The organism is Enterobacter asburiae, assembly GCF_008080435.1.
Classification (GTDB): domain Bacteria; phylum Pseudomonadota; class Gammaproteobacteria; order Enterobacterales; family Enterobacteriaceae; genus Enterobacter; species Enterobacter asburiae_C.
This window is the reverse complement of the sequence record NZ_VRKN01000012.1, coordinates 56,388-77,930: the sequence shown is the minus strand read 5'-3', so window position 1 is coordinate 77,930 and position 21,543 is coordinate 56,388. Positions and strand designations below refer to the sequence as shown.

Sequence of the window (21,543 nt, the reverse complement as noted above, 5' to 3'; positions counted from 1 at the left end):
CGTTAGGCCGGCTCGTAGGTGAAGTAGTCGAAGTCCGCGTGGCAGCCGTCACCGCTGATGTCCTCGCAGTGCAGCCCCACAAATGCGCCGGTGAAGAAGCCGCGCCCGCCGATGTAGTCGTCCGACAGCTTCCACGCCTCATACGTTACCGGCACGGCGTGCCATGTCTCGCCGTCAAACGAGTAGCTGTAGCGGTAGACCAGCGTATCCACATCCACCCGCAGCCAGACGCTCTCGGCCTGTTCCGGCACCGAAATCGGCTGCTCGTGCAGCGGCCACGACGGCACGTTGTGGTCCAGCTGGATCACCTTGATCGTTCTCCCCAGCCCCTCCTCATAGTCCACAAAACAGTAGCTCCAGTTTTTGCTGTTGTAGTAGCAGGTAAGCCCCGCGCTCTGCTGGAAGTGGACCGGCGAGAACTGCATCCGCGTCTCCGCCCGGAAGACGAAGTGCTGCCAGCGGCGCGCCACGGTCGACTGGGTGAAGGTCGAGTTGAGCGAGTCGTTGCCGTAGAGCCGTAAATAGCCCGGGCGCGCGGTAAGCGAGCCGAGAGTGTCGTCGAACGGAATGCGCAGGGTCTGCAGTTCAGGGTCGAGCGTGCTGCCGTCAAAATCATCCCGCCAGTTGCCCTGAGCGACAGCAGGCTGCTCCGCCACCTGCGGGCCGGGCACGGTCAGCTGCGCGTGCTTACCGCCTTCCACGTACGGCCAGCCGTCGCGCCACTCAATGCGGGCGATGCCGGTCTCGCGCCCCAGCGGGCAGTAGCCGCGTCCGCCGGACGCCAGCAGCGGCACGCCGGGCAGACGCAGCGGGCGGCTGGTGAGGTAGGCCATATACCATTCCCCCGTATGCGTCTGCAGCAGCGAGCCGTGGCCGCTCTTCTGCAGCGGGTTCTCCGGCAGGTGCCAGCTGGTCATCATCGTCACGTCCGGGTGCAGTTCGTATGGCCCGTCGATGGTTTTTGCGCGCAGCACTACGACGGCGTGCTCGTAGCTGGTGCCGCCTTCGGCAACCATCAGGTAGTACCAACCCGCGTGGCGATACAGGTGCGCGCCTTCGGTGTAGCAGAGCGGCGTGCCGGTAAACAGGGTTTTGCGCTCGGGCGAGAGCGTGCCGGTCTGTGGATCGAACTCCTGCATGACGATGGTGTTATGCGGGTTGCTGTGGTGGCGCGGCCCCCACGGACGGTAGAGGTAGTATTTGCGGCCATCGTCGTCGTGGAACAGGGACGGGTCAAACCCGCCGTTACCCATCGGGATCGGTTCGCTCCACGGCCCCTCGATGGAGGGTGCGGTGACGAGGAAGTTGCGGCCATTTTTCCACGGCGAATCGACAATCTTCACGTCGGTGTAGAGCAGCCAGAATTTGCCGTCGGCGTAGCTCAGGCACGGCGCCCAGATGCCGCCGGAGTCCGGGTTGCCCTTCATGTCCAGCATCGACACGCGGTCCAGCGGCGTGCTGACCAGCGACCAGTTTGTTAAGTCGCGGGAGTGGTAGATGCGCACGCCCGGAAACCACTCGAAGGTCGAGGTGGCGATGTAGTAGTCCTCGCCCTGACGGCAGAGGGACGGGTCGGGGTTAAAGCCGGTCAGGATAGGATTAGTAATGGTTGTCATATTGCCTCCGGTTAATGGGATGCGGCTGTCGCGGCGTCGGGAACGGCCTCACCCTGCGACGCGCGGTGCTTGATCAGCTGCTGGCTGATGGCCTCCACGCGGGCGTCGGTGAGTTTGTATAACGACAGCATGATGAACATGCCCGCGTAGAGCACCACCGGCACCACGCAGAACAGAATTTTGATGGTGGTGAGCACCTCCACCGGCTGCACGCTGCTGCTGGCGGAGTAGTTCACGTATGCCAGGATCCAGCCCACCACCGCCCCGCCAATCGCGAGGCCAATCTTCAGGCTGAACAGGTAGGTGGAGAACACCAGCCCGTCGAGGCGACGCCCGCTGCGGCTCTCCTCGTAATCCACCACGTCAGAGGCCATCAGCCACTGCAGCGGCGTGGTAGTGTTAAAGACGAACAGGAACAGGATGTTGAGGGCGAAAATCAGCGCGATATGCTCCGCCGGGGTAACGAAAATCAGCAGGCTGATCAGCGAGTAGGCGACAATGATCCACTTGAAGGCGGTGACGCGGTCGAAGCGGCCCAGCAGGCGGGACGAGCAGAGCGAACCGAACATGGTGGCGAGGCTGCCATAGAGTAAAAACTGGGTCGCCATCTCCGGGTGATCCATCACGTATTTGACGAAATAGAGCGTTGCCCCGCCGCGAACCACGTTGGAGCAGGTCGCCATCATCTTGAACGCGCACATGATGCGCCACTGGCTGTTGCCCAGCAGCAGCTTAAGATCTTTCGCCACCGACGAGCCCGGCTGCACCTCAAAGGTGTAGCGCTCTTTGGTGGTAAAGAAGCAGACGTAGAGCAGCACCACGCCGCTCAGCCCCAGCACGCACATGGCGCCGAAATAGCCCACCTGCTCGTTCCCTTTGCCGATGATGCTGACCAGCGGCAGCGCGATGCCGCTGATGGCGAGCGAGCCCGCCGCCGCCAGGAAGAAGCGCCAGGACTGCAGGGCGTGACGCTCTTTCGGGTCGGCGGTGATCACGCCCGGCATGGCGCAGTACGGCACGTTAACGAAGGTATAGACCAGGGTCAGAAGAATGTAGGTCACACAGGCGTAGATGATTTTGCCCTGCGCGGAGAAGTCCGGCGTGTAGAAGGTCAGCACGCAGACGATGCCGAACGGGATGGCGCCCCACAGCAGGAACGGGCGGAACTGGCCGTGCCGCGTGCGGGTGCGGTCTACCAGCAGCCCCATCAGCGGGTCGGTCACGGCGTCGAGCACGCGGGAGACCAAAAACAGCGTCCCCATAATCCCCGCCGACAGGCCAAATACGTCGGTGTAGAAATAGGCCAGCAGGAACATCGTGGCCTGCCAGACGAAGCCGCAGGCGGTGTCACCCAGCCCGTAGCCAATTTTATCTTTCATGGTTAATTGCGTCATCAGAATTACACCCTTATGTAGTGTGCTGAATTACAACATCGTGTTAATAGAGTGTAATGAGCTGTTCAATTAACCAGCAATGGTCATATCTTATTTCTGAATTACGTTATTTTGCTTTTGTGACGCCAACGATACATCACAACTCATTGTTTAAATTAGCAAATTACAGACAAGCGAAAACCGTCCGCGAAATATTTTTCGCAGACGGAGTTATCTAAAAAATAATTAAATGCCGAGCGCTTTTTTTCCGGCGTTAATTACCTCAATGATTTTATCGGTGTCATAAATGCAGCCTTTCCAGGTGCCGCCGCTCACCGACTGCAGCGCCGCCCACAGCCGGGTATCGTCCGGCAAAAAGTCGTGGGCGTGCAGGTCCGGGTGAGGCTGCCGCATCGCCAGCTCGCGCGCGCCCTCTTCCGGCGTCAGCGGGTTGTCCGCCGTGCCGATAAAGTTCACGCTGCCCGTCAGGGTCAGGCGGTCCACGGCTATCTCGATGATGTCGTTGTCGCGCAGCTTGCCAATCGGCCCGCCCGCCAGCGCCTCCGGCGATACGTGGCCGAAGCAGGCCCCCGTCGACACGCCCGAGAAGCGCGCATCGGTAATGAGCGATACCGTTTTCCCCCAGGAGATATGTTTCAGCGCAGAGGTCAACTGGTAGGTCTCTTCCATGCCGGTGCCGGACGGTCCGCCGCCGATCACCACCATGATATCGCCCTGCATAATCTCTTCCCGCTTGATGGCCTTAATTGCCTGCGCTTCGGAGACAAACACCCGCACCCGGCCGGTGTGGCGGTAAACGCCATCGTCATCCACCACCGACGGGTCAATCGCCGTGGCCTTGATCACCGATCCTTCCGGCGCGATGTTGCCCGTCGGGAAGCAGACGGTCGAGGTCAGCCCTTTCGCTTTTGCCTTCTCCGGCGGCAGGATCACGTCATCCGGCTCCACGCCGTCCTGCTCGCGCAGGCACTGGCGGAAGCGCTTACGGCGCTCGGAAGCCTGCCACCAGTCGAGGTTCTCGCCTACCGTCTGGCCGGTCACGGTCATGGCATCCAGATGCAGCAGGCCGAGATCGCGCAGGTGGAGCATCACTTCCGGCACGCCGCCCGCCAGGAAAGCTCGCACGGTCGGGTGGTAGTCCGGGCCGTTTGGCAGCACGCTCACCAGGCGCGGTACCTTGCGGTTGATGCGCGTCCAGTGTTCAACGTCCGGAATAGTGCAGCCCGCCGCGTGGGCGATGGCCGGAATGTGCAGCAGTAAATTGGTGGAGCCGCCGAACGCCGCGTGGATCACCATCGCGTTTTCGATGGCTTTGTCGGTGAGGATATCGCGCGTGGTGATGCCGCGGTTATCCAGCTCGCTGACCGCGCGCGCCGACTGGCGGGCGATCTCCAGCCACACCGCCTGCCCGGACGGCGCCAGCGCGGAGTGCGGCAGCGCCAGCCCCAGCGCTTCCGCGACCACCTGAGAGGTGCCCGCCGTGCCGAGGAACTGACACCCGCCGCCCGGCGACGCGCAGGCGCGACAGCCCAGCTCAGCGGCCTCCTGCAACGACAGCTCGTGGTTGGCGAAGCGCGCTCCAATGGTCTGCACCTTGCCCGCATCTTCCCCCACGGTCGGCGGCAGCGTCGCCCCGCCCGGCACCAGAATGGTCGGCAGGTCGTGCATAGCGGCCAGCGCAATCATGGTGGCGGGCAGCCCTTTATCGCAGGTTGCCACGCCAATCACCGCCCGGCGCGTTGGCAAAGAGCGGATCAGACGACGAAACACAATCGCCGCATCGTTGCGGTACGGCAGGGAGTCGAACATCCCGTGCGTGCCCTGAGAGCGCCCGTCGCACGGATCGCTGACGAAGGCGGCAAACGGGATCCCACCGTTGCGGGTGATCTCCTTCGCGGCCGCCTGCATCTGCATGCCGATTTCCCAGTGCCCGGTGTGGTAGCCCAGCGCAACCGGGCGTCCGTCCCCGGCGCGGATCCCGCCCTGGGTGCCGATGATCAGCACCTCTTTGCCCGTCAGCCTGTTGGCGTCCCAGCCCATTCCGGCGTTCTGCGTCATGCCGAACAGATTGCCGCTGGGAGATTCCATCAGCATCTGCGGGGTCAGCGGCAGCGCGCCCTGCGGCCCCGCCGCGTGGGTGATCACCGCATAAAACGCCTCGTCCTGCGGGGTGAAAATTTTCTCAATGGTCATCGTTATCTCCGGCTCAGCAGAGCTTGAGCTGTTGTAACAGAGTTTTCAGCTGCGCCTTACGCGGCTCATCCAGCGGCGAGGCTGGCGGCAGGACGTGCGTTGAAATCGGGCGACCACAAAGCACTATCGCCTCTTTAATGACGTTCACAAACGGCGTATCCAGCTGATACATCTGAGGGATTTGCAGCAGGGTTTGATGATACTCAGCCGCTTTCGCTACGTCTTTATCCCGCCAGGCTTTCAGAAGATTTACCGACACCTGCGGAGCAAAGTTGCCGCTGGCCGAGATCGCCCCGTCGCCGCCGAGCAGCAGGGTATTAAAGAGGTGATCGTCGTAGCCGCAGAGCACGGTGAAGTGCGGGTGGGCGCCTTTGACGGTGTGGATCATGCTGCGCAGGTGGGCGACGGAGTCGATAGTGTCTTTGATGCCGACGATGTTGCTGCGCGAGTCGGCGAGGGTTTTGACCAGCGCCGGGGTCAGATCCTGCCCGGTCAGCGCGGGGAAGTTATAGAGCATCACCGGCAGCGTGACGCTGTCGGCCACCTGCTCGAAATAGCGGATCAGGTTCGCTTCCGACACTTTCCAGTAGTAGGGATTAATCACCACGATGCCGTCAGCGCCCGCCTGCTGCGCGTGCTGGCTCAGCTCAATGGTTTCCCGGGCGTTGGTGCCGCCGGTGCCGATCAGTACCGGCACCCGACGATCGACATGATCGATAGCAAAGCGGGCAATGGTTTTACGCTCTTCGGCGTTGAGCTGGGAGAACTCGCCGCCGCTGCCCAGGAAGAACAGGCCGTCAACGCCCGCACGGATCAGATCGTCGATCAGCGCGGCGGTGCCCTGCTTATCAAGCTGACCATCGGCGGTGAAAATGGTGGAGACTGGGGGAATGATTCCCGTGAACAACGCGGACTGCGGCATGAGATCTCCTTGCTGAATCATTTTGTTCTACATTATAGAACAGCGTTCGTTAATTTAACGATCATACTACGACGCAGAAAAAGGGCAGGTAAATGGGAGATGAGGAAGGAGTGCGGGAAATTTAAGCTGGATCACATATTAGTAAGTGCGGCCTGATGCCCTCACCCCGGCCCTCTCCCACAGGGAGAGGGAGAAAACACTAAAAAACGACAACAGGGTTGCCGTTTTTGCTTTTACCTTGCAACCAACATTTTAACGACCACTTTCCTGACCTTAGCAGGCGCCCCAACCGCGCACAGCGGCTTGTGCACTTCGCCCGGCCAGAACACCACAAAGTCCCCTTCGCTCAGCACCACGGTTTTCTCCTGCTCACCTGCCGGCAGGAACGCGATGTCTTTGTCCGCCAGCCAGTCGGTCTCCGGCGCGCCGTGCGGCAGGGTGCTGAAGGTCATCCCTTCCTGACCCTGCATCACAATCTGGATGTCCAGATAACGCGCGTGGAACTCGGCGCGGCGCTCGGCGAACGGCTGGGTCGTGTCTTCGGAGACCAGATAAAACAGGCTGTTACCATTGATGTCGTGTTTACCGAGCGGCGTGGCGTCGGTGACGTGCGCTTTAATGTGCTCAATCGCCTGACGCAGCTCGTCAGGCAGCCAGGACTGCAGATGGTGGATGTTGCCGATAATCATGTTTCAACCCTCAATATAAAACAATGTTTCATTTTTATCTTTTATACGAGAATCCAGGCTGCCATACCAGCCCTTTTTGGAAGAGGTTTGCGCGAGCGCATGTTTATCGGAAAAGGTGTTAACTATCTGTTAATCCTGCCCAGGCAATTATGCAGGGGTTATGCATAACCTCGATCAGCGCTTATCGCGCGACTGTTCTAACCTCTTGATCATTCACTCTAATTAACAAAACCCGTTACCGTCTCACACTTTACTGTTTTGATAATTTGCTCTAAAAAACCATAATTATTTATTTATTTTTCTTAAGTCAAAAATAGTTAATTACGTTAATTGCATAGCCATTCTTATGCATGATATTTATCATTTAAAATCAACGATATAACAATATATTTCAAAAAATTAAAATCTACAAAATAATAACAACCTCAAATAATGCCACCGGATCCTGCTTAGCTATTCACCCATCAATAATATGAAATTAATCATTATCTGATGCGAATCATGCAAATGAAAATAAACCTCTTAATATCCTATTTCGCGTGAGCAACATCACAATACGAATTATTTAACTGCCTAGTATGAATCACGAAATCAATTGAGCTTAGCCGCCATGCAATTAAATACATCACATGGCGCATGCCCTTTTTATTCTGAAAAACAGTTAAAGGAATAATTATGGAAAAGCATTACGTCGGTTCTGAAATTGGTCAATTGCGTAGCGTTATGCTGCACCGCCCAAATTTAAGTCTGAAACGTTTAACGCCATCAAACTGTCAGGAGTTGCTTTTCGATGACGTGCTCTCTGTTGAACGGGCGGGTGAGGAGCATGACATTTTCGCAAACACGCTGCGCGAGCAGGGTGTGGAAGTCCTGCTGTTGACCGACCTTCTGACACAAACCCTTGATATTGCAGAAGCGAAATCCTGGCTGCTGGATACACAAATCTCTGACTACCGCCTCGGGCCAACCTTTGCGAGTGACGTGCGTGGCTGGCTGGCGGATATGCCACACCGAGAACTGGCGCGGCGTTTAAGCGGTGGATTAACTTACGGTGAAATTCCGGCGGCCATTAAAAATATGGTGGTGGATACCCACACAGCGAATGACTTTATTATGAAGCCGCTGCCGAACCATTTATTTACCCGCGATACCTCCTGCTGGATTTATAACGGCGTCTCTATTAACCCCATGGCGAAACCGGCGCGTCAGCGTGAAACCAATAACCTGCGGGCAATATATCGCTGGCACCCGGCGTTTACCGACGGCGATTTTATTAAGTATTTCGGCGATGAGAATATTAATTACGACCACGCCACCTTAGAAGGCGGCGACGTATTAGTGATTGGTCGTGGTGCCGTATTGATCGGCATGTCCGAGCGCACGACGCCGCAGGGCGTGGAGTTCCTCGCCAACAGCCTGTTCAAACACCGTCAGGCCGAGCGCGTGATCGCCGTTGAGCTGCCAAAACACCGCTCCTGCATGCACCTCGACACCGTCATGACCCACATCGACGTGGACACCTTCTCCGTCTACCCGGAAGTGGTGCGCAAAGACGCCCAGTGCTGGACGCTCACCCCGGACGGACGCGGCGGCCTGCTGCGCACCCAGGAAACCGACCTGCTGCACGCCATCGAGAAAGCGCTCGGCATTACCCAGGTGCGCCTGATCACCACCGGCGGCGATGCCTTTGAAGCCGAACGCGAACAGTGGAACGACGCCAACAACGTGCTGACCATTCGTCCGGGCGTGGTGATTGGCTACGAGCGCAACGTCTGGACCAACGAGAAGTACGACAAAGCGGGCATCACCGTGCTGCCCATCCCTGGCGACGAACTCGGACGCGGTCGCGGCGGCGCGCGCTGCATGAGCTGCCCACTGGAACGCGACGGAATTTAAGGAGCCATCATGGAACGAAAACCCACTCTGGTTGTGGCCCTCGGCGGTAATGCGTTGTTGAAACGCGGCGAGCCGCTGGAAGCGGAAATCCAGCGCCAGAACATCGAGCAGGCCGCTCGCACCATCGCCGGGCTGACGGAACAGTGGCGCGTGGTGCTGGTGCACGGCAACGGCCCGCAGGTCGGGCTGCTGGCGCTGCAGAACAGCGCCTACGACAAAGTGACGCCCTACCCGCTGGACGTTCTCGGTGCCGAAAGCCAGGGAATGATCGGCTACATGCTCCAGCAGGCGCTGAAAAACAACCTGCCGCAGCGCGAGGTGAGCGTCCTGCTGACGCAGGTGGAAGTGGACGCCGCCGACCCGGCCTTCAGCAACCCGACCAAATACATCGGCCCGGTGTACAGCGAAGCCCAGGCAAAAGCGCTGGCCGCGGAAAAAGGCTGGGTGTTTAAGGCCGACGGGAGCTACGTCCGCCGCGTGGTGCCGTCGCCACAGCCGAAGCGCATCGTCGAGAGCGACGCCATCACGGCGCTGATCCAGCGTGACCATCTGGTGATCTGCAACGGCGGCGGCGGCGTGCCGGTGGTGGAAAACGCCAACGGCTATCGCGGCATTGAGGCGGTGATCGACAAAGACCTCTCCGCCGCCCTGCTGGCGAGGCAGATCGAGGCCGACGCCCTGTTGATCCTGACCGATGCCGACGCGGTGTACCTCGACTGGGGCAAGCCGACCCAGCGCCCGCTGGCGCAGGTGACGCCGGAGCTGCTCAGAGGCATGCAGTTCGACGCCGGTTCTATGGGGCCGAAAGTGGCCGCCTGCCGCGAGTTTGTTGAGGCCTGCAACGGCATTGCTGGGATCGGCGCGCTGGCCGACGGCGCGGAGATTCTGGCAGGCGAGAAAGGCACGTTGATTCGTAACTGAACACTTATTTAAAAAGGATTTCCCACATGACCATTAACCTGAAAAACCGCAACTTCCTGAAACTGCTGGACTACACCCCGGCAGAGATCCAGTACCTGATCGACCTCGCCATCGAGCTGAAAGCCGCCAAAAAAGCCGGGCGTGAAAAGCAAACCCTGGTCGGGAAAAACATCGCCCTGATTTTTGAAAAAACCTCCACCCGCACCCGTTGCGCCTTTGAAGTGGGCGCGTTTGACCAGGGCGCGCAGGTCACCTACCTGGGGCCAAGCGGATCGCAGATCGGCCATAAAGAGTCGATGAAAGACACCGCCCGCGTGCTGGGCCGCATGTATGACGGCATCGAATACCGCGGCTATGGACAGGCCATCGTCGAAGAACTGGGCGAATATGCTGGTGTGCCGGTGTGGAACGGCCTGACCGACGAGTTCCACCCAACGCAAATCCTCGCCGACCTGATGACCATGCTCGAGCACGCGCCGGGCAAAACCCTGCCGGAGCTGAGCTTTGCCTATCTTGGCGACGCGCGCAACAACATGGGCAACTCCCTGATGGTCGGGGCGGCCAAGATGGGGATGGATATCCGCCTCGTCGCGCCGAAATCCTTCTGGCCGGAAGCCGGTCTGGTTGAACAGTGCCGTGCCATCGCCAAAGAGACGGGCGCGCGCATCACGCTGACCGACGACGTGGAAGAAGGCGTGCGGGGAACCGATTTCCTCTACACCGACGTGTGGGTCTCCATGGGCGAGCCGAAGGAAGCCTGGGCCGAGCGCGTCAGCCTGATGAAGCCGTATCAGATTAACGCGCAGGTGATGAAAGCCACCGGTAACCCAAACGTTAAGTTCATGCACTGCCTGCCGGCGTTCCACAACGAGCACACCAAAGTGGGTCGCGAGATCGAGATGGCGTACGGCCTGAAGGGACTGGAGGTGACGGAAGAGGTCTTCGAATCACCGAACTCCATCGTCTTCGACGAAGCAGAGAACCGCATGCACACCATTAAAGCGGTCATGGTGGCGACACTCGGCGACTAATCACCGCCCGGCGCGCCGCAGGGTGCGCCGGGTTTAAGGAGCACATCATGGGCAAGTTTAAGTTTCCCTCCGCTTACACCATTCTCTTTTTTCTGATTGCCGTTGTGGCGGCGCTGAGCTGGGTCGTCCCCGCCGGTCAGTACCAGATGGCGATGAACGAAACCCTCGGTAAAGAAGTCCCGATTGCCGGAACGTACGCCCACGTGGCGGCGCATCCGCAGGGGCTGGTTTCCGTCCTGATGGCGCCCATCGCCGGGCTGTACGATCCGGTTTCCGGCCAGGCCGGAGCGATCGACGTGGCGCTGTTTATTCTGATCATCGGGGGATTTCTCGGGATCGTCACCAAAACCGGGGCGATTGACGCCGGGATCGAACGCGTCACCACCCGGCTGCGCGGACGCGAGGAGTGGATGATCCCGATCCTGATGGCGCTGTTTGCCGCAGGCGGCACGATTTACGGCATGGCCGAGGAGTCGCTGCCGTTCTACACCCTGCTGGTGCCGGTGATGCTGGCCGCCCGTTTCGATCCGGTGGTCGCCGCCTCCACCGTGCTGCTCGGGGCGGGGATCGGCACGCTCGGCTCCACCATTAACCCGTTTGCCACGGTGATCGCCGCCAACGCCGCCGGGATCCCCTTCACCAACGGTATCGCCCTGCGCGTGGCGCTGCTGGTGATTGGCTGGGTCATCTGCGTGGCGTGGGTGATGCGTTACGCCCGTAAGGTGCGCCAGGATCCTTCCCTCTCTATCGTCGCAGACAAACAGGAAGAGAACCGCGCCCATTTCCTCGGCGACAAGGGCGAACAGTCGCTGGAATTTACTCCGGTGCGCAAAATCATCCTGGTGATTTTCGCCCTCGCCTTCGCGGTGATGATCTACGGCGTGGCGGTGCTGGGCTGGTGGATGGCGGAGATCTCAGCGGTGTTTCTCGCCAGCGCGATTATCGTCGGCCTGATTGCCCGCATGAGCGAAGAGGAGCTGACGTCGACGTTTATCAACGGCGCGCGAGATTTGCTGGGCGTCGCGCTGATTATCGGCATCGCGCGCGGTATCGTAGTCATCATGGATAAGGGCATGATTACCCACACCATTTTGCACAGCGCGGAAGGGCTGGTCAGCGGGTTATCGACGGTGGCGTTCATCAACGTGATGTACTGGCTGGAAGTGGTGCTGTCGTTTCTTGTGCCTTCTTCGTCCGGCCTGGCCGTTCTGACGATGCCGATCATGGCACCGCTTGCCGATTTCGCTAACGTCAACCGCGACCTGGTGGTTACGGCTTACCAGTCGGCCTCCGGTATCGTTAACCTGGTCACTCCCACCTCTGCCGTCGTGATGGGCGGGCTGGCTATCGCCCGTGTGCCCTACGTGCGTTATCTGAAATGGGTGGCGCCGCTGCTGGGCATTTTAACGGTGGTGATTATGGTGGCGTTAAGCCTGGGTGCCTTGTTGTGATTTGCCGGATGGCGCTGCGCTTATCCGGCCTACGGATCGGTGCGGTGCCACCGGTTATTTCGGGAACTGATATGGGAACTATGATGGATTACGAAGAGTACTCTCCCAAAGAGCAACTACAGCTGACGGTCTGCCAGCGCCTGATCGCAGAAAAGAGTTATCTCTCTCAGGAGGAGATCCGCCGGGATTTGCAGGAACGTGGTTTTGAGACCATCAGCCAGTCCACCGTTTCACGTCTGCTTAAATTGCTCGGCGTCATAAAAATTCGAAATGCCAAAGGGCTAAAGATTTATTCGCTGAATCCCCAGCTGCGCCCTGCCCCCGACGCCGCGCGTACCGTGTCCGAAATGGTGGTCAGCGTCGAGCATAATAGCGAGTTTATCCTTGTTCATACCGTTGCCGGATATGGCCGCGCGGTGGCGCGTATTCTGGATTATCACCAGCTACCGGAAATTTTAGGCGTGGTGGCTGGCAGCAGTATCGTCTGGGTCGCTCCCCGGGTGGTGAAGCGCACCGCATTGGTTCACAAGCAAATTAATTATTTACTCAGAACGCATTAATATTCATAAAGAACCGTTTGCATTGAGTAAAGCGTGCATTAAATCGCTTGATCCGAAAAGCGAGCTGCGTATAATGCCCGACAATTTGCCGGGAGGAAGCATGGTCAAGCGTGTACGACATAACGTCTTACCGCGTCTGAAATCAGACGCTGGCCTGCCGTTTTTCTTCCCGTTGCTCAACCTATTCCCAGAGCCCCTCATTTGAGGGGCTTTTTTTTGCCCGGCGTCAGGAGATAAACATGAATCCGCTTTATCAAAAACACATCATTTCCATAAACGACCTCAGCCGCGAAGAGCTGGAACTGGTTCTGGAAACCGCGGCAAAACTGAAGGCCAATCCGCAACCGGAGCTGCTGAAGCACAAGGTGATTGCGAGCTGCTTCTTCGAAGCCTCGACCCGCACCCGCCTCTCCTTTGAGACCTCCATGCACCGCCTGGGCGCGAGCGTGGTGGGTTTCTCAGACAGCAGCAACACGTCGCTGGGTAAAAAAGGCGAGACCCTGGCGGATACCATTTCAGTGATCAGCACCTACGTCGACGCGATTGTGATGCGCCATCCGCAGGAAGGCGCGGCGCGTCTGGCGACCGAGTTTTCCGGCGGCATTCCAGTGCTGAACGCCGGTGACGGTGCCAACCAGCACCCGACGCAGACCCTGCTGGATCTGTTCACTATTCAGGAGACGCAGGGCAAGCTCGAGAACCTGAATATCGCCATGGTTGGTGACCTGAAATATGGCCGCACCGTCCACTCCCTGACCCAGGCGCTGGCGAAATTTAACGGCAACCGCTTCTTCTTCATCGCCCCGGACGCGCTGGCGATGCCGCAGTACATTCTCGACATGCTGGATGAGAAAGGCATTCAGTGGAGCCTGCACGCCAGCATCGAAGAGGTGATGAGCCACGTGGATATTCTCTACATGACCCGCGTGCAGAAAGAGCGTCTGGACCCGTCCGAATACGCCAACGTGAAGGCGCAGTTCGTGCTGCGCGCCAGCGACCTTGAGGGCGCGCGCGACAACATGAAGGTGCTGCACCCGCTGCCGCGCATTGATGAGATCACCACAGACGTGGATAAAACGCCGCACGCCTGGTACTTCCAGCAGGCCGGGAACGGCATCTTCGCCCGCCAGGCGTTACTGGCACTGGTTCTGAATCGCGAATTGGCACTGTAAGGGGAAACGACCATGACACACGATAACAAACTCCAGGTTGAAGCCATCAAGCGTGGCACCGTGATTGACCACATCCCTGCGCAGGTGGGCTTTAAGCTGCTGACGCTGTTCAAACTGACCGAAACCGACCAGCGCATCACCATCGGCCTGAACCTGCCGTCGGGCGAGATGGGCCGCAAAGACCTGATTAAAATCGAGAATACTTTCCTGACCGACGAGCAGGTCAACCAGCTGTCGCTGTACGCGCCGGACGCCACCGTCAACCGCATCGACGAGTATGAAGTGGTCGGCAAATCCCGTCCGAGCCTGCCGGATCGCATCGAGCGCGTGCTGGTCTGCCCGAACAGCAACTGCATCAGCCATGCCGAGCCGGTTTACTCCAGCTTTGCAGTGAAAAAACGCGCCGATGATATCGCGCTCAAATGCAAATACTGCGAAAAAGAGTTTTCTCATTATGTGGTGCTGGCCAACTAATTGAGGTTGGTAATGAAATCCCGGCTGTTATAATGGCCGGGAACATTCTTAACGCTGTAATTCTGGAGAAAACATGAGCAAAGTACTCGCGACGGAAAATGCACCAGCGGCTATCGGCCCTTACGTTCAGGGCGTTGATCTTGGCAGCATGATCATCACTTCCGGGCAGATCCCGGTGAACCCAAAAACCGGCGCGGTGCCGGAAGATGTCGCGGCACAGGCGCGTCAGTCGCTGGAAAACGTGCAGGCGATCGTTGAATCAGCGGGTCTGAAAGTGGGTGATATCGTGAAAACCACCGTTTTCGTGAAAGATCTGAACGATTTCGCGACCGTTAACGCCACCTACGAAGCATTCTTCACCGAGCACAACGCCACCTTCCCGGCACGCTCCTGCGTGGAAGTGGCCCGTCTGCCAAAAGACGTGAAAATTGAAATCGAAGCAATTGCCGTACGTCGCTAATTCGCTTTGTCGAAGTTAAGGCAGCCTGGGCTGCCTTTTTTTATGACCTGCTACTGATTCCGCGTCGCCCTGAGCAGCGTCTCCAGCGGATACACCGCCGCAATCACCACTTCATCCTGAACCTTCGCCGCGTTATCCAGCTCGCTTTGAATCGACGCGATCTCTTTATCATCCAGCGTGCCCTGACGCGCCACCAGATCCGTCAGCCTCAGGCCAATCGAGGCCAGTTTATCCACCTCCTGGATCACCGGCTTCATCGCCTTCAGCTGATAGCTGTTTTCGCTTAACGCCAGCGCGTCGCTGGTGTTGCTCTGCCAGCGGTTAAAGACGTGGCGCAGCGCGTCGGCGCTTTCCGCGTCTTCCGCGTCGCTCACCAGACGGTCCGCCCATTTGTGCATCTGGCGCACGGTGGCGCTTTCGGCGTTAAGCGCATCCGCGAAGCGGTTAAGCGGTTCGAACTGATGATAATTTCCGGCCTGGAACTTCAGGTGCTGACGGGTGTAATACTGCGCGGGCTCCAGCGCCTGCGCGAGGATCTGCAGCGGCAGCGTGTCGGCATTGCCGGCGAGGCGCGTGAACTGCACCTGCTGCTGGGTATGCTGCTGTAGCCCGACCGATACCGTCGACCAGCTGTCCATCGCCTGCAGGCGGGTGTACATGTTGTCGACATCGTTGACGTCCTGCGCGGACCACAGCCGCTCCGCCACCGCAAAGGTGCGCGGCCACAGGCGGATATCCAGTACCGGCGCCACCACGTTTTCCGCCCACAGCGCGGCTTCACCGCCGAGCAGATTGGCCTGATTCGCCACGTCCGGTACAACGGGCGGAATGCCTTTCGGCACCTCGTCCAGACGCGTGCCGCTGATTGGGTAGCGCGTATTCCCGACAAGGAAATAACCGCTCAACTTATCGTTATCAACGGAGACGACCGGACGCGTTTCCCCCATCCAGGTGTCGACGGTAAACGTGACCTGGTTGTCGTCGCGCCATTCAATATCCTGCACCGCACGGCGGGATTTCCCGGCAAAATCAATAAATCCGCGCCAGCCGGCATCCCCTTTCACCAGCGTGAAGCTCCCCTCCACCGGCTTGCCCTTCAGGCGCGGCATGGTGAAGGCCCAGCTCTGGGCGCTGTCGGTGTCCGCAATCACATCCACGCCGTCCAGCCCCTGCGGGACAATTTCGTTGCGATAGTGATAGGCGGTGGACTGGGGCTGGTCGAGGTAGAAACCGGTAGAGAGAATGCCCTTGTAGCCGTTCTGCGCCACCTGCCCCAGCGCGTCCTGCCCCTGCCAGGACTGGATCAGAATGCTTTTCGGCAGGTCAGGATGGGAGATCTCATCCCAGCCGACCATCTGGCGGTGATGCTTCTCGAGAATGGACTCCAGCTTGCGGTTGAAGTAAGCCTGCAGCGCGTGGCTGTCCGCCAGCTTGTTATCGCGCATAAATTGCTGGATGGCCGTGTTCGCTTTCCACTGGCTGTCGTCCACCTCATCACCGCCGATATGCAGATACGGATCGGGGAAGATCGCCGCCAGTTCGCTGACCATCGCGTCGGCAAAGGCGTAGGTTGCGTCTTTCGTCGGATCCAGCACCGGCTTCAGCACGCCCCAGTGGCGCTCCATGGCGTACGGCCCCGGGGCGCTGATCAGCTCCGGATAGGCCACGGCAATCGCCGAGGCGTGCCCCGGCATGTCGATCTCCGGCACCACGCGAATGCCGCGCTCGGCGGCGTAACGAACCACCTCGCGCATCTGCTCTGGCGTGTAGAACAGCCCGTCGCTGGCAAGCTGCGTCAGCTTAGGGTAGCGCTTTGAGCTAAAGCGCCAGCCCTGATCGTCGGTCAGGTGCCAGTGCAGAACGTTGAGTTTCGCCGCGGCCATGCCGTCGATCTGACGCTTAATATCCACCAGCGGGATAAAGTGGCGCGCCGAGTCCAGCAGCAGCCCGCGCCACGGGAAGCGCGGCGAATCTTCAATGGTGACCCACGGCAGCGAGGTGTTTTCCGCCCCGTTCTGCATCAGCTGGAGCAGGGTTTCCATGGCGCGCAATGCGCCGAAGCGGGTGTTGGCGGATATATCAACGCCGTTGGCATCCACCGTGAGTTTATAGCTCTCATCGCTGTCCGGCAGCGGCTGCGGTTTGACCTTTTTGGCAATCGCGATGCGGATGGTCGGTTTGTTGGGCTTTTCAGCCTGAGGCTGCAGCGTCCAGCCGGTTTGCAGGGCAATGCGCTGGCGCAGGCGGTTGACGGCGTCACCGAGATCGTCCCCGCTGACGCTAATGGATACGTTGTTGCTGAGCACCAGCGTGCCCTGGGTCGTCGGGCGCTCGACCTTCGCAGGCCAGGGCATTAAGGGGAGATCGCCTGCCGGGGCGGCAAAGGCAGAGGCGCCGAGCATCAGCCCGGCGGTTAAGAGACTGTACCGTAACATGAATGTTCCTTATCTGACGGGCCAAATAAAGGCAAAACATTCTGTTAACATGCGCTCAATTTGTCGTCAAGCGAATGCGCCGACGGAGATCACAGGTTGTTGAATTTGAGAGGAAAGCCAGTCCCCTCACCCCGGCCCTCTCCCCAAAGGGGCGAGGGTGAAAGGCGGCACCGAGCGGTCCCCTCTCCCTTCCAGGGAGAGGGTTAGGGTGAGGGTAAAGGTATGTTTTTACTGCCACCCATACCGACGCGCATAAATCCCTTTCACCATCTGCGTCAGCACCATATAACCGGCGAGGATCGCCACCAGCCACGGGAAGTAGCTCAGCGGCAGCGCCTGCAGCTGCAGGTAGCTTGCCAGCGGTGAGAACGGCAGCGCGATGCCGAGCGCCATCACAATCCCCGTCATCACAATCAGCGGCCACGCCGCGCGGCTCTGAATGAACGGGATACGACGCGTGCGGATCATATGCACAATCAGCGTCTGCGACAGCAGGCCTACCACGAACCAGCCGGACTGGAACAGCGTCTGATGTTCCGGGGTGTTGGCGTGGAACACGAACCACATCAGACAGAAGGTCAGAATGTCGAAGATGGAGCTGATCGGCCCAAAGAACAGCATAAAGCGCCCCAGATCCGCTGGGTTCCAGTGCTGTGGCTTCTGGATCTGCTCGTCGTCAACGTTATCAAACGGGATCGCCACCTGAGACACGTCGTACATCAGATTCTGGATCAGCAGATGCAGCGGCAGCATCGGCAGGAACGGCAGAAACGCGCTCGCCACCAGCACGCTGAAGACGTTACCGAAGTTGGAGCTGGCGGTCATTTTGATGTACTTGAGCATGTTGGCAAAGGTACGGCGTCCTTCGATCACGCCCTCCTCCAGCACCATCAGGCTCTTTTCCAGCAGAATGATATCCGCCGCTTCGCGGGCGATATCCACCGCCCCGTCCACGGAGATACCGATATCCGCCGCACGCAGCGCGGGCGCGTCGTTGATGCCGTCGCCCATAAAGCCCACCACGTGCCCTTCGCGCTTAAGCAGGGTGACGATGCGCTCTTTGTGCATCGGCGTCAGGCGGGCAAACAGCGTGGTGCGCTGGGCAAGCTTCGCCAGCTCGTCATCCGAGAGGTGTTCAATATCGCTCCCCACCACCACGTCGCCCGCGTCCAGCCCCACTTCATGGCACACTTTAGCCGCCACCAGCTCGCTGTCGCCGGTGAGAATTTTGACGGTAATACCGCTCGCCTTCAGCGCCTTCAGCGCCGGTGCGGTGGTCTCTTTCGGCGGATCGAGGAAGGCGATGTAACCCTCAAGGATCAGATCGGATTCGTCGATACGCTGATAGTCCCCCTCCCGCGCAGGCAGGAACTTGCTGGCGACCGCCACCACGCGCAGCCCCTGACGGTTCAGGTTGTCGGTGACGCGTTTAATGCGGCGCAGCATGGTGTCGTCCAGCGGCACGATGTCACCGTTATAGCGAACCTGCGTCGACACGTTGAGGATCTCCTGCAGCGCCCCTTTGCAGATCAGCTGATGCACGTCCGTCTGCTCGCTCACCACCACCGACATACGGCGGCGCTCAAAGTCGAACGGGATCTCATCCACCTTCTGCCAGCGGCCGGAGAGCGTGCGGGCGGACTCTTCATCCACCCCTTCCAGCACCGCGACGTCGAGCAGGTTTTTCAGCCCGGTCTGGTAATGGCTGTTCAGCCACGCGCTGTGCAGGACGCGCTCGCTGGTTTTGCCGGAGATATCGGTGTGGTTCTCCAGCACGATTTTATCCTGCGTCAGGGTGCCGGTTTTATCGGTGCAGAGGATGTCCATCGCGCCAAAGTTTTGAATGGCGTCGAGGTGTTTAACGATCACTTTCTGTTTAGAGAGCTTCACCGCCCCGCGCGCCAGCGTGGAGGTGACAATCATCGGCAGCATTTCAGGCGTCAGGCCAACGGCCACGGAGAGCGCGAACAGCGCCGCTTCCCACCAGTCGCCTTTGGTGTAGCCGTTGATCAGCAGCACAATAGGCGTCATTACCATCATAAAGCGGATCAGCAGCATGCTGACGCGGCCAATCCCTTTCTGGAAGGCGTTCGGCTCGCTCTCCTGCTCGCTGACGCGCCCGGCAAGCTGTCCGAACCAGGTGTTGCCCCCTGTAGCGGTGACAATCGCCTGCGCCGTGCCGCTGACCACCGTGGTCCCCATAAAGCACAGGGTGTCGCACTCGAGCGGGTTCATCTGCTGCGGGTCACGGCTGCGCGCCACCTTTTCAACGGGCAGGGACTCCCCGGTCAGGGAGGCCTGCGCGACGAACAGATCGCGCGCCTGGATGATGCGTAAATCCGCCGGGATCATGTCCCCTGCCGCCAGCTTCACCAGATCGCCCGGCACCAGCTGGTCGATAGGCAGCTCCACCCAGGCGTTTTCGCCGAGATCGTTAATCACACGCGAGACGGTCGCGGTGTTGCTGACCATTGCCTTCAGGGCATCCGCCGCTTTGGTGGAGCGGGCCTCCTGAATAAAGTTCAGCAGCGTGGAAATGCCCACCATCAGAGCAATCACGCCTGCGGCAAACAGATCTTCCGTCGCGTAGGAAATGATGCCAAGCACCGTCAGCAGCAGGTTGAACGGGTTGCGGTAGCAGAGCCACAGATGCACCCACCACGGAGACGGCTTTTGCGCCGGGATCTGGTTATCGCCGTGCACGGCGCGGATTTTTTCCACTTCGGCCGCGTTTAGCCCTTCCGGGTGTCCGCCAAAGGCGCGCCAGACTTCGTTTTCATCCATTGCCGCCACATTCAGGCAGCGCTCGGTCAGGGACGCGGGGATCGCGGTGCCCGCCATGTTTTTGGCGTTTGGCAGGGGGTCGCGCTGAACAAGACGGTGTGGCAGGTGGCGGCTCAGCAGGGCCTGCAGCTGCCGGGTAATATTTTTAAACATAGTCATTCCTCCGCATCCGCGAATGCGGACGCAGCATTTCCTTCAGGCGTGGCAAGGCCGTACCTGAGAGGCACTCAATTTTTCAAGCAGGAACGTTTAGGACGTTGCTGCCTCACATCTCCGGTGAGTCAGCAACAGACTGGCTTACCGGAAAGAACGCATTCTCCCGTTCAGGAGAGGTGTGGGATCGGGATCCATGAAGCCTCCGGTAAGTAAAAAGTAGGGTGTCGCCGCGCAGTATAAGGATTTAAGCGTACCCCTTGTGACGATTCGGGCGGTATTATACCCCCCTGCAAATAAACCGAACGTAAACCAGACTTTGCCCATAGCGAAATCGCGCTATAGCATTAGGCTCAATTCACTAAATCGTCGTTGTTACAGGGAATACAGCATGCAGAACCGCCTTACGATTAAAGACATCGCGCGTTTAAGCGGCGTGGGGAAATCGACTGTCTCACGCGTGCTGAACAACGAAAGTGGTGTCAGCGAACGCACCCGCGAGCGCGTTGAGGCGGTCATGAATCAGCACGGGTTTTCCCCTTCCCGCTCCGCGCGCGCCATGCGCGGGCAGAGTGACAAAGTCGTCGCCATCATTGTCTCGCGTCTGGACTCTCTGTCTGAAAACCTCGCCGTGCAGACCATGCTGCCCGCCTTCTATGAGCAGGGCTATGACCCGATCATGATGGAGAGTCAGTTCTCTGTGCAACTGGTTGAAGAGCATCTGGGTATGCTCCAGCGGCGCAACATTGACGGCGTGGTGCTGTTTGGTTTTACCGGCATTAAAGACGAGATGCTGAAACCCTGGCAGCCTTCGCTGGTGCTGCTGGCTCGCGATGCCAGCGGGTTTGCCTCCGTCTGTTATGACGACGAGGGCGCGATTATCACTCTGATGCAGCGCCTGTACGAAGAAGGCCATCGCCACATCAGCTATCTGGGCGTACCGCACGCGGATGTCACCACCGGTAAGCGTCGTCATGAGGCCTACCTGGCCTTTTGCAAAAACCACAATCTCTCCGCCGTGGCCTCTCTGCCGGGGCTGGGCATGAAGCAGGGTTACGAGCAGGTTGCCAGCGTCCTGACGCCGCAGACCACCGCGCTGGTGTGCGCCACGGATACCCTTGCGCTGGGTGCCAGCAAATATCTGCAGGAGCAGCACATCGATAACCTGCAGGTGGCGAGCGTGGGCAGTACGCCGCTGATGAAATTCCTGCACCCGGAGATCATCACCGTCGATCCAGGCTACGCCGAGTCCGGCAGACAGGCCGCCACACAGTTGATCGAGCAGATCAACGGGCGTTCAGAGCCGCGTCGGATCGTCATTCCCGCTCACCTTTCGTAATCCCCATAAAACAGATTATTGTGATCTTCGCCCGATTTCGGGAACGTTCCCAT

The 21,543-nt window shown here is 59.2% G+C and carries 17 protein-coding genes and 1 pseudogene; 10 read left to right on the top strand and 8 right to left on the bottom strand.

What is annotated here, in order from left to right; translation table 11 throughout:
* Positions 1-2: 2 nt before the first annotated feature.
* The 5 genes from FU672_RS19045 to FU672_RS19025 all read right to left on the bottom strand — a co-directional run bounded on the left by FU672_RS19045 (position 3) and on the right by FU672_RS19025 (position 6,814).
* Positions 3-1,616, bottom strand: a complete 1,614-nt coding sequence (locus tag FU672_RS19045; RefSeq protein ID WP_148244411.1) for a glycoside hydrolase family 43 protein — start codon at positions 1,614-1,616, stop codon at positions 3-5.
* An 11-nt stretch (positions 1,617-1,627) separates the two neighbouring features.
* Positions 1,628-3,010, bottom strand: coding sequence for an MFS transporter (locus FU672_RS19040; RefSeq protein WP_148244410.1), 1,383 nt, complete (start codon positions 3,008-3,010; stop codon positions 1,628-1,630).
* Between the two features lie 225 nt (positions 3,011-3,235).
* Complete coding sequence (gene yagF / locus FU672_RS19035; RefSeq protein ID WP_148244409.1) at positions 3,236-5,203, bottom strand: xylonate dehydratase YagF; 1,968 nt, start codon at positions 5,201-5,203, stop codon at positions 3,236-3,238.
* 13 nt (positions 5,204-5,216) lie between these two features.
* On the bottom strand, positions 5,217-6,125 hold the full coding sequence (yagE, locus tag FU672_RS19030; RefSeq protein ID WP_148244408.1) for a 2-keto-3-deoxygluconate aldolase: 909 nt from the start codon (positions 6,123-6,125) through the stop codon (positions 5,217-5,219).
* A 233-nt stretch (positions 6,126-6,358) separates the two neighbouring features.
* A complete protein-coding gene (locus FU672_RS19025) occupies positions 6,359-6,814 on the bottom strand; it encodes a YhcH/YjgK/YiaL family protein (protein WP_148244407.1) in 456 nt (151 codons plus the stop codon).
* A 675-nt stretch (positions 6,815-7,489) separates the two neighbouring features.
* Here FU672_RS19025 and arcA point away from each other — a divergent pair.
* From arcA to FU672_RS19000, 5 genes are all read left to right on the top strand, one after another.
* A complete protein-coding gene (gene arcA, locus FU672_RS19020; protein WP_148244406.1) occupies positions 7,490-8,710 on the top strand; it encodes an arginine deiminase in 1,221 nt (406 codons plus the stop codon).
* A 9-nt stretch (positions 8,711-8,719) separates the two neighbouring features.
* Positions 8,720-9,631 carry a carbamate kinase gene (gene arcC, locus FU672_RS19015; RefSeq protein ID WP_033144506.1) on the top strand — a complete coding sequence of 304 codons (912 nt, stop codon included), beginning with the start codon at positions 8,720-8,722 and terminating at the stop codon, positions 9,629-9,631.
* A gap of 26 nt (positions 9,632-9,657) precedes the next feature.
* On the top strand, positions 9,658-10,662 hold the full coding sequence (argF, locus tag FU672_RS19010) for an ornithine carbamoyltransferase (protein WP_032651476.1): 1,005 nt from the start codon (positions 9,658-9,660) through the stop codon (positions 10,660-10,662).
* Positions 10,663-10,709: 47 nt separating this feature from the next.
* The gene (locus tag FU672_RS19005) at positions 10,710-12,113 is read left to right on the top strand and encodes a YfcC family protein (protein WP_033144505.1); all 1,404 of its coding nucleotides are present in this window, start codon (positions 10,710-10,712) and stop codon (positions 12,111-12,113) included.
* A gap of 80 nt (positions 12,114-12,193) precedes the next feature.
* On the top strand, positions 12,194-12,673 hold the full coding sequence (locus FU672_RS19000; protein ID WP_029739272.1) for an arginine repressor: 480 nt from the start codon (positions 12,194-12,196) through the stop codon (positions 12,671-12,673).
* Between the two features lie 3 nt (positions 12,674-12,676).
* Here the strand turns inward: FU672_RS19000 and FU672_RS18995 are convergent.
* Positions 12,677-12,794, bottom strand: a pseudogene (locus FU672_RS18995) (hypothetical protein).
* On the opposite strand from FU672_RS18995, the gene FU672_RS18990 reads away from it, so the two are divergent.
* The 4 genes from FU672_RS18990 to ridA all read left to right on the top strand — a co-directional run bounded on the left by FU672_RS18990 (position 12,774) and on the right by ridA (position 14,779).
* Complete coding sequence (locus FU672_RS18990; RefSeq protein ID WP_022646880.1) at positions 12,774-12,878, top strand: pyrBI operon leader peptide; 105 nt, start codon at positions 12,774-12,776, stop codon at positions 12,876-12,878. The pseudogene FU672_RS18995 and the gene FU672_RS18990 sit on opposite strands and share 21 nt — an antisense overlap.
* A 34-nt stretch (positions 12,879-12,912) precedes the next feature.
* On the top strand, positions 12,913-13,845 hold the full coding sequence (gene pyrB / locus FU672_RS18985) for an aspartate carbamoyltransferase (RefSeq protein ID WP_023310198.1): 933 nt from the start codon (positions 12,913-12,915) through the stop codon (positions 13,843-13,845).
* A 12-nt stretch (positions 13,846-13,857) separates the two neighbouring features.
* Positions 13,858-14,319 (top strand): aspartate carbamoyltransferase regulatory subunit, encoded by a 462-nt coding sequence (gene pyrI, locus FU672_RS18980; protein WP_023334315.1) that lies wholly within the window; start codon positions 13,858-13,860, stop codon positions 14,317-14,319.
* 73 nt (positions 14,320-14,392) lie between these two features.
* A complete protein-coding gene (ridA, locus tag FU672_RS18975) occupies positions 14,393-14,779 on the top strand; it encodes a 2-iminobutanoate/2-iminopropanoate deaminase (RefSeq protein ID WP_008501391.1) in 387 nt (128 codons plus the stop codon).
* A 50-nt stretch (positions 14,780-14,829) separates the two neighbouring features.
* On the opposite strand, the gene FU672_RS18970 is transcribed toward ridA, so the two are convergent.
* Positions 14,830-17,214 carry a beta-N-acetylhexosaminidase gene (locus tag FU672_RS18970; protein ID WP_148244405.1) on the bottom strand — a complete coding sequence of 795 codons (2,385 nt, stop codon included), beginning with the start codon at positions 17,212-17,214 and terminating at the stop codon, positions 14,830-14,832.
* 228 nt (positions 17,215-17,442) lie between these two features.
* Complete coding sequence (mgtA, locus tag FU672_RS18965; RefSeq protein WP_148244404.1) at positions 17,443-20,151, bottom strand: magnesium-translocating P-type ATPase; 2,709 nt, start codon at positions 20,149-20,151, stop codon at positions 17,443-17,445.
* 391 nt (positions 20,152-20,542) lie between these two features.
* On the opposite strand from mgtA, the gene treR reads away from it, so the two are divergent.
* The gene (gene treR, locus FU672_RS18960; RefSeq protein WP_148244403.1) at positions 20,543-21,490 is read left to right on the top strand and encodes a trehalose operon repressor TreR; all 948 of its coding nucleotides are present in this window, start codon (positions 20,543-20,545) and stop codon (positions 21,488-21,490) included.
* Positions 21,491-21,543: the final 53 nt, after the last annotated feature.